At 72.0% G+C, this 6,242-nt stretch carries 5 protein-coding genes; 3 read left to right on the plus strand and 2 right to left on the minus strand.

What is annotated here, in order from left to right:
* Nucleotides 1-158: 158 nt before the first annotated feature.
* Nucleotides 159-635 (minus strand): HIT domain-containing protein, encoded by a 477-nt coding sequence (locus tag C1A33_RS17505; protein ID WP_101832552.1) that lies wholly within the window; start codon nt 633-635, stop codon nt 159-161.
* Between the two features lie 292 nt (nt 636-927).
* Here C1A33_RS17505 and C1A33_RS17510 point away from each other — a divergent pair, with 292 nt between their 5' ends.
* Nucleotides 928-1,401: a hypothetical protein gene (locus C1A33_RS17510; RefSeq protein ID WP_101832553.1), complete on the plus strand. Its 474-nt coding sequence runs from the start codon at nt 928-930 to the stop codon at nt 1,399-1,401.
* A gap of 428 nt (nt 1,402-1,829) precedes the next feature.
* Here C1A33_RS17510 and C1A33_RS17515 read toward each other — a convergent pair whose 3' ends face one another.
* A complete protein-coding gene (locus tag C1A33_RS17515; protein WP_101832554.1) occupies nt 1,830-2,144 on the minus strand; it encodes a hypothetical protein in 315 nt (104 codons plus the stop codon).
* Nucleotides 2,145-2,887: 743 nt separating this feature from the next.
* On the opposite strand from C1A33_RS17515, the gene C1A33_RS17520 reads away from it, so the two are divergent.
* Both C1A33_RS17520 and C1A33_RS17525 read left to right on the plus strand, forming a co-directional pair.
* The gene (locus C1A33_RS17520) at nt 2,888-5,005 is read left to right on the plus strand and encodes a sensor histidine kinase (RefSeq protein WP_101832555.1); all 2,118 of its coding nucleotides are present in this window, start codon (nt 2,888-2,890) and stop codon (nt 5,003-5,005) included.
* A gap of 103 nt (nt 5,006-5,108) precedes the next feature.
* The coding region (locus C1A33_RS17525; protein ID WP_101832556.1) for a CoA transferase at nt 5,109-6,242 on the plus strand (1,134 nt) is incomplete at its 3' end.

A 6,242-nucleotide genomic window follows, 5' to 3' on the forward strand; every position in this document is an offset into this window, starting at 1 on the left:
CGGGTCGGCGGCGGCGCACACCGCGGCGATCGCCTCGCCGAGCAGGGCCAGGTCCCGCCCCTACCCGCTGGCGTCGATTCCGACACCCGCACGGCGCCAGGGCCGTGACGTGCTGTCACCATTGCCGGGTGGCGGTGTAAGGGGGGAACGTCCGCCGGTCAGAGCTCGGCGTAGGCGTCGCGGGTGATCGTGGTGAGGGCGGCGCTCAGCTGGGCGCGCAGGGGGTCGTGGGCGGGGCCGGCGGCATGACGGGGGTCGGTGAGCGCGGGGCCGTAGAGGTCGACCGGGCCGACGCGCAGCCGCTCGTCCTCCCAGGTGTAGCGGGCGCGGACGTGGCCGTGCAGGTGGTGCCAGGCGTTGCCGAGGACCTCGTAGTTGATCCGCAGGAATCCCGGGTCGGCGGCGGCGCACACCGCGGCGATCGCCTCGCCGAGCAGGGCCAGGTCCGCCAGGAACGCGGTGCGCTCGGCGCGCGGCAGGTCCGTCAGCTGGTCGGCGTCACCGTCGTGGATGAGTAAACAGTAGCCGGGGAGCAGCTGCGTCGCGCCGAGCACCGCCCAGCCGGTGCGCAGCCGGGCCAGGATGTTCGGGTCCTCGCCGCGGCGCAGCGCCGCCAGCCCGTCGTCCTCGCTCACGCCCGCTGCCTCCCGGACTCGCGCCGCACGGCCAGGAGACGACGGTAGCCGCTTCGCCCTGCCTCGACCTGCTCTTCACGCAAACGCCTTCCGCCGGGCCGCTGCCATTTCCATGCCATCGCCGGGGGCGGCGCGTTGTCTCATCGCGAAGTTGTCTCAGAAATACGTCGCCCACAGGGAACGGGTTCACCTCGGCCGCTGTCCCGTGACCGACACGAAAAGTCCCGGAGATCGGGAGTCTGGCATTGTGATCGGCGCAGCGATTCCACACCGAACAACCTCGGGGGTCCTCGTGTCACGCCGTTTCCCGCGTCCCTTCCGCCGCCTCGGCGCGCTGCTCACCGCCGCGGCGCTCGCCGTCGGGCTGAGCGCCGCCATGGCCCTGACCGCACCGGCCGCCCAGGCCTCCACCTGCGCCAACAATCCCTACCAGGGCACCTGGAAGGCCACCGACCCGAACGGCCATCTCATCGTCGTCGTCATCGACTTCCCGGACTGCTCGCACTGGAACAGCGCCCGCGTCCAGGTCGTCTCCCACGCCTTCCTCGGCCTTTCGAAGAACCCCGACTACTGGGGTTACGCCAGCAGCGTCCGCTGGGGCATCTACGGCACCTCCCTCACCGCCACCTTCCCCTTCAAGGGACTGACCGAGGTCCTGTACATCACCCCGGCACAGAAGTACACCGGCCTGCCCGTCGTCGAAACCGAGTACTTCGCGAACGGCGCCCCCTACACCTTCCCCACCCAGTACCTCGCCCGCGCCTGAGATCCTGGTGTGTAGGCGGCCGGATAGCCAGGGCCCGAGTTCGGGTTCGCGGCTGTCCGGCCATCAGCACGATGGACCACGCAGGTGGGTCGGCGCGCCAGGGCGGCTGCCGGCTGGCCGCGCTGCGGCCGGCCAGGAGCGCCGTTCGAGGTGCGTGCCGTCGATGCCCCCTCCCCTGTCGATGATGGTTTTCTTCTCCTGGCGAGTTGGGCTGCCCGTAACGCGCGCGCGCGTGAGGGCCGGGCGTTTGCGCTGGTCTTCATGGCTGGAGTGATGCACCAGGTGAGTCACGGTCAGATCCTGCGGATCGGGTGTGGTGGGCGGGCGGAGTGCCCCGTCGGATGAGTCACTCTCGCCGGGACGGGCGGGCACGGTGAGGGGGCTACGCGCCTGATAGATCGCCCAACGGCCGTGGCCGCCGCCTCGGCTCACCGCGTCCCCTGGCCGCGCAGCACGCCGTCGATGACGAGGAAGAACGCTCCGCCCCATACCTCGGTCGCCAGCCCCGCAACGTTCACGAGCCCGGTGGCGGCCAGGAGCGCGGCGGTGGTGAGGCCGACCGCCACGCGCCACCTGTTCCTGGTCCTGGCGGGTGAGGGCGCGTCGCCGGACGACGACGGATCCGGTTTGAGAGGCTCGGGCGCCGTTTTGGGTGCGCCGGCCTGGGTGCTGTCGCCGTGCGGCGCGAGGACGACCACGACCACGAGGACGGGCGCGGCTCGGTCCGGTGTGGGACTGACCATCGAGGTCTCTCCTTTGAGATCGATTTATGCCTGGTTTGCCTGCCGAGGTGGGCGCCCGGACCGCGTTTCCGGTATCGCGCCCCTGTCCGCGGGCTGGCTGCATGCGTCCGCTTCCGGAAGGCCGCTGGCGCCGGGCCGTCAGAGGCACTGCGATGGGCCTCCGCCCGGTGGCCGTGATGCCTGGGGAGCCACACGCGGACGTACGGTGCGACACACCTCAGAGCCCGACATGGCGTGAACGTCCCCCGTCGAGTGGCACCATTCACCAGTGCCCACGTGCGGCACTCGTCGCGACGTCTGGCAGGGAGGGACGGACGTGGCAGGGGGACGTCACGGGCTGACCGGCCCGCCTCCCGCCACTGCGCGGGCGACGGCGGCCCTCAGGGGGAAGGTGCTCTGGGGTGGGAGTGCGCCGCACCGCTTCCGCGGCCTCGCCGGCCTGCCCTTACGCATGGGCCCAGACCTCGGTCCAGATGCAATTGCATATGCACCACATCGAGTTCTCCCTCCGGGGTCAGGCGGACAGGCCGGGCAGTTGATGCGGCCCAACGTACTCCAGCAGGACCACTCCGGATAATGTGCGGTATGACGCGCTATCAACGACTTTTCACCCAGGATCGTTCGTGATGCGCAGGCGGGATGCGACGCGTCCCGTCGCATCAGGATCAGCGCCGTTCCAGCCACCTCAGGCCTGAGGCGGCCGGGGAGACGCATTCCGACGCCGTCGTTCGAAAGAAGGGTCGATGCCCGGGGCTGTCCAGCGACCCCCTCGGCAGGTCAAGGACCGTGACCTTGCCGCGCTGCTCTCCTACCGGTACTCGCTCCACGAACGCTATCCGGTCCCCGGCGACCAGATAGCTCGCTGGATCATGCCGGGGGGAACGCGGAATCAGCAGCGGAACCTGTCCGCCAGGATTCTCCGGTTCTTCCGAGGCGAGGTCGCCAAATCATCTGCACAATGGAACTATTTTGAGGGTCAGATATGTCTCGGCGTCCCCGAGCAGGAGCAGAAGGCCGCCCTCGAGGAGTGCGGTCGTCTCTACCGCGCGGCCTGCCCCGACGCCACCGACTGCCCCCTCGGTGTCAGCCAGGTCTTCAACCCCCAGCTGATCGCGATCCGCACCCTGGACAAGCTGCTCGACCTCACCTGTGCGGAACTGCGCAGAACACGGGCGCAGCTCGCCCGTAGCCGGCGTGACGCCCATCGGGACACGGCCGCCCTGCGCGGCGACCTTGCCTCCCGGGACCTGCTGCTCGACGACGCGCACGGCGCACTACGACGTGCGCAGGACGAATGCGCGGATCTGCGTCGCGAACACCACGAGGCCATCGACCGGGCCGCGGCCCTCGAGACCGAGGTGCAGACCCTGCGCGCGCAGATCCAGGAGTTGCGACACGACAGCGACAGCCTCCCCCACGGTGCGGCGCAGCGTGCGCCGGTTGAATGCGCGATGATCGCCGCATCCCCGCAGCCCGCCCCCGCACGGCCGGTGCCACCGGCCTTCGATGCGGCGCTGCCCACCGGCGGCTGGTTGCCTCGCGGGCTGCGCGAGGCCGACGGGAAGGCCCGTCACACCCTGATCTGCTGGGTCCTGGCGCTGCACCTCCCGCTGCTCGCCGGCTACGCCTGGTACCAGGAGGCGACCGATGCGCGCACCCTGGTCGCCTTCGTGCTTCCCCTGGCCGGGCTGGCCGTGGCGCTGTCGCGATGCGCGCGGCGGGTGCGCACCCTGGCCGCCAGTGCAGGCCTGCTGAGTTCCTCGACGATCCTGATGGGGCTCGCGGGCGGCTCCTGGCAGCCTGTCCTGCATCTGGCCGTCGTCACCGCCCTGCTCGCGCTCTACGAGGACTGGGCGACGTATGCGTTCTGTCTGACCGCGGCCTGCGTGGCCGATCCCCTTCTCTCGCGCGTCCTGCCGGTCCGTGGCGCACCGCAGGTGCCGGTGGGGGTCCTCGCCGGATTCGTCGTCGGCCTCACCGGCGTCCAGATCCTGCTCTGGCGCCACGGTGAACAGTCCCGCCAGCGCATCGCTCACCACCGCGACCAGTTCTACGAGGGACAGCAGAACCTCATGGCCCGGATGGAGCAGACCGACCATCTTCGCACCGCGCTCATCACGAGCGTGGGCCACGAATTCCGCGCGCCGCTCGCAGGCATCCACGCAACCCTGGCAACCGTACGCAACCAGCGCGACCATCTGTCCGACAACCGCATCGACGATCTGCTCGACACCGCGTCCCTCGCCACACGGCGCCTGTGCCGCCTGCTCGAGAACCTGCTCACCGCCGCGACGGCCACCGCCGCCACCGACGACGTCCTCACGGAGATCTCGCCAGTGCTGCGCGAGGCCGTCGACACCTTGCGCGCATCCGCACCACACAGCGCGAGCAGCGTCACCGTCGACGCCCCGCCCCGTCTGCCGGTGCGCATGACCCACGACGCGTTGCGTCAGCTCGTCACGAACCTGCTCGACAACGCCGCCGCCCACTGCCCGCCCGGCGCGCCGATCCGTCTCACCGCCGGCCAGATCGGAGACGAGGCCGTCCTGCGCATCCGCCACCCGGGACCCGACCTTGACCCCGAGACCCTGCGCACATTGTTCGAGCCCTTCATCCGGATCCCCGGCACCGAGACCCACCCGGACGACGGCACCCGCCTCGGCCTGTACGTCGTGCGCCGGCTTGTCGAGATCCACGGCGGCCGGCTGCGGATGACCGCCGACGACGGCGAGATCGTCATCGAGATCAACCTCTTCGCCACCTTTGCCTCGACCAGCACGCCACCACCACCACCGCCCATCGGCTCGGCGCACCGCGCCCGCACCACGCAACCCCCCGCCGTTCCCACTGCGTCGCACTGACCAGCCGGCGAACCGCCTGCCGCGCAGAGCGGCCGCAGGCCCTCCGTCCGCCGCGGGTCACCGGTCGATCGCGGGCGGACCCGGCGGATCCTACGATGCGGCTATGTCCTCGGTGTGGCTGTCCGCGACTCTGCCCGTGCTGCCGCTGGCGACGATGTCGGTGGAGGCGGTGCGGGCGGCGGCGCTGCGTGCCGGGGCGACCGGGCCGGTCGCGGACGCGCCGGTCGACCCGGAGCGGCTCGCCGCGTCGTTCGGCAGCGAGCGGCTGTTCCGGGACGGCGGTGAGCCCGCGGCCGGGTTCGCGGCGCTGTCGGGGTTCTTCCCCGCGGCCGACGGCTGGCTGCGTACACACGCGAACTATCCGCACCATCGGGACCGGCTGCTCGCCGTGCTCGGCCTGGACGCGGGCGCGGCGACGGACCGGGCCGCGCTCGCCGCGCGGATCGCGACAAGTTCCGCCGCCGACGTCGAGGTGCGGGCGGCCGCCGCCGGCGCGCTCGCCGTCCAGGTCCGCGACGAGCAGGCCTGGCGGGCCAGCGACGCCGGCCGTGCCGCCGCGCCCGGCCCGCTGGTGCGCACCACCCGGCGCGACGATCGTCCCGCCTCCGAGGGCGCCGGAGCTCGGAGGCGGCTTACGGGTGGACCGTTGCCGCTGGCGGGGGTGCGGGTACTCGATCTGACGCGGGTGCTCGCGGGGCCGGTGTGCGGGCGGACGCTGGCGCTGCTCGGCGCCGACGTGCTGCGCCTCGACCCGCCGGCGCCCGCCGAGATCGTCTGGCAGCATCTCGACACCGGCCACGGCAAACGTTCGGCGATCCTCGACCTGCGCACCGATCTGCCGCGCGCCCAGGCGCTGCTCGACAGCGCCGACGTGCTCGTCACCGGCTACCGTCCCGGCGCGCTGGAGGCGTTCGGCCTGCGCCCGCATCCGGGCCTGGTCCGCGCCCGCGTCAACGCCTGGGGGGACAGCGGCCCGTGGGCGTCGCGGCGTGGCTTCGACTCACTGGTGCAGGCCGCCTGCGGCATCAGCCTGATCGAGAGCCCCGACGCCGCCACCACCCCGGGGGCGCTGCCCGCCCAGGCGCTCGACCACGCCACCGGCTATCTGCTCGCCGCCGCGATCATCGACGCGCTCGTCGCCCGCGGCGACGACGGCCAGGGTCGCGACGTCGCCGCGAGCCTCGCCCGCACCGCCACCTGGCTGCTCGACCATCCCGGCCGCGACCCCCACCATCCC

Source organism: Frankia canadensis, from assembly GCF_900197875.1.
GTDB lineage: Bacteria > Actinomycetota > Actinomycetes > Frankiales > Frankiaceae > Frankia > Frankia canadensis.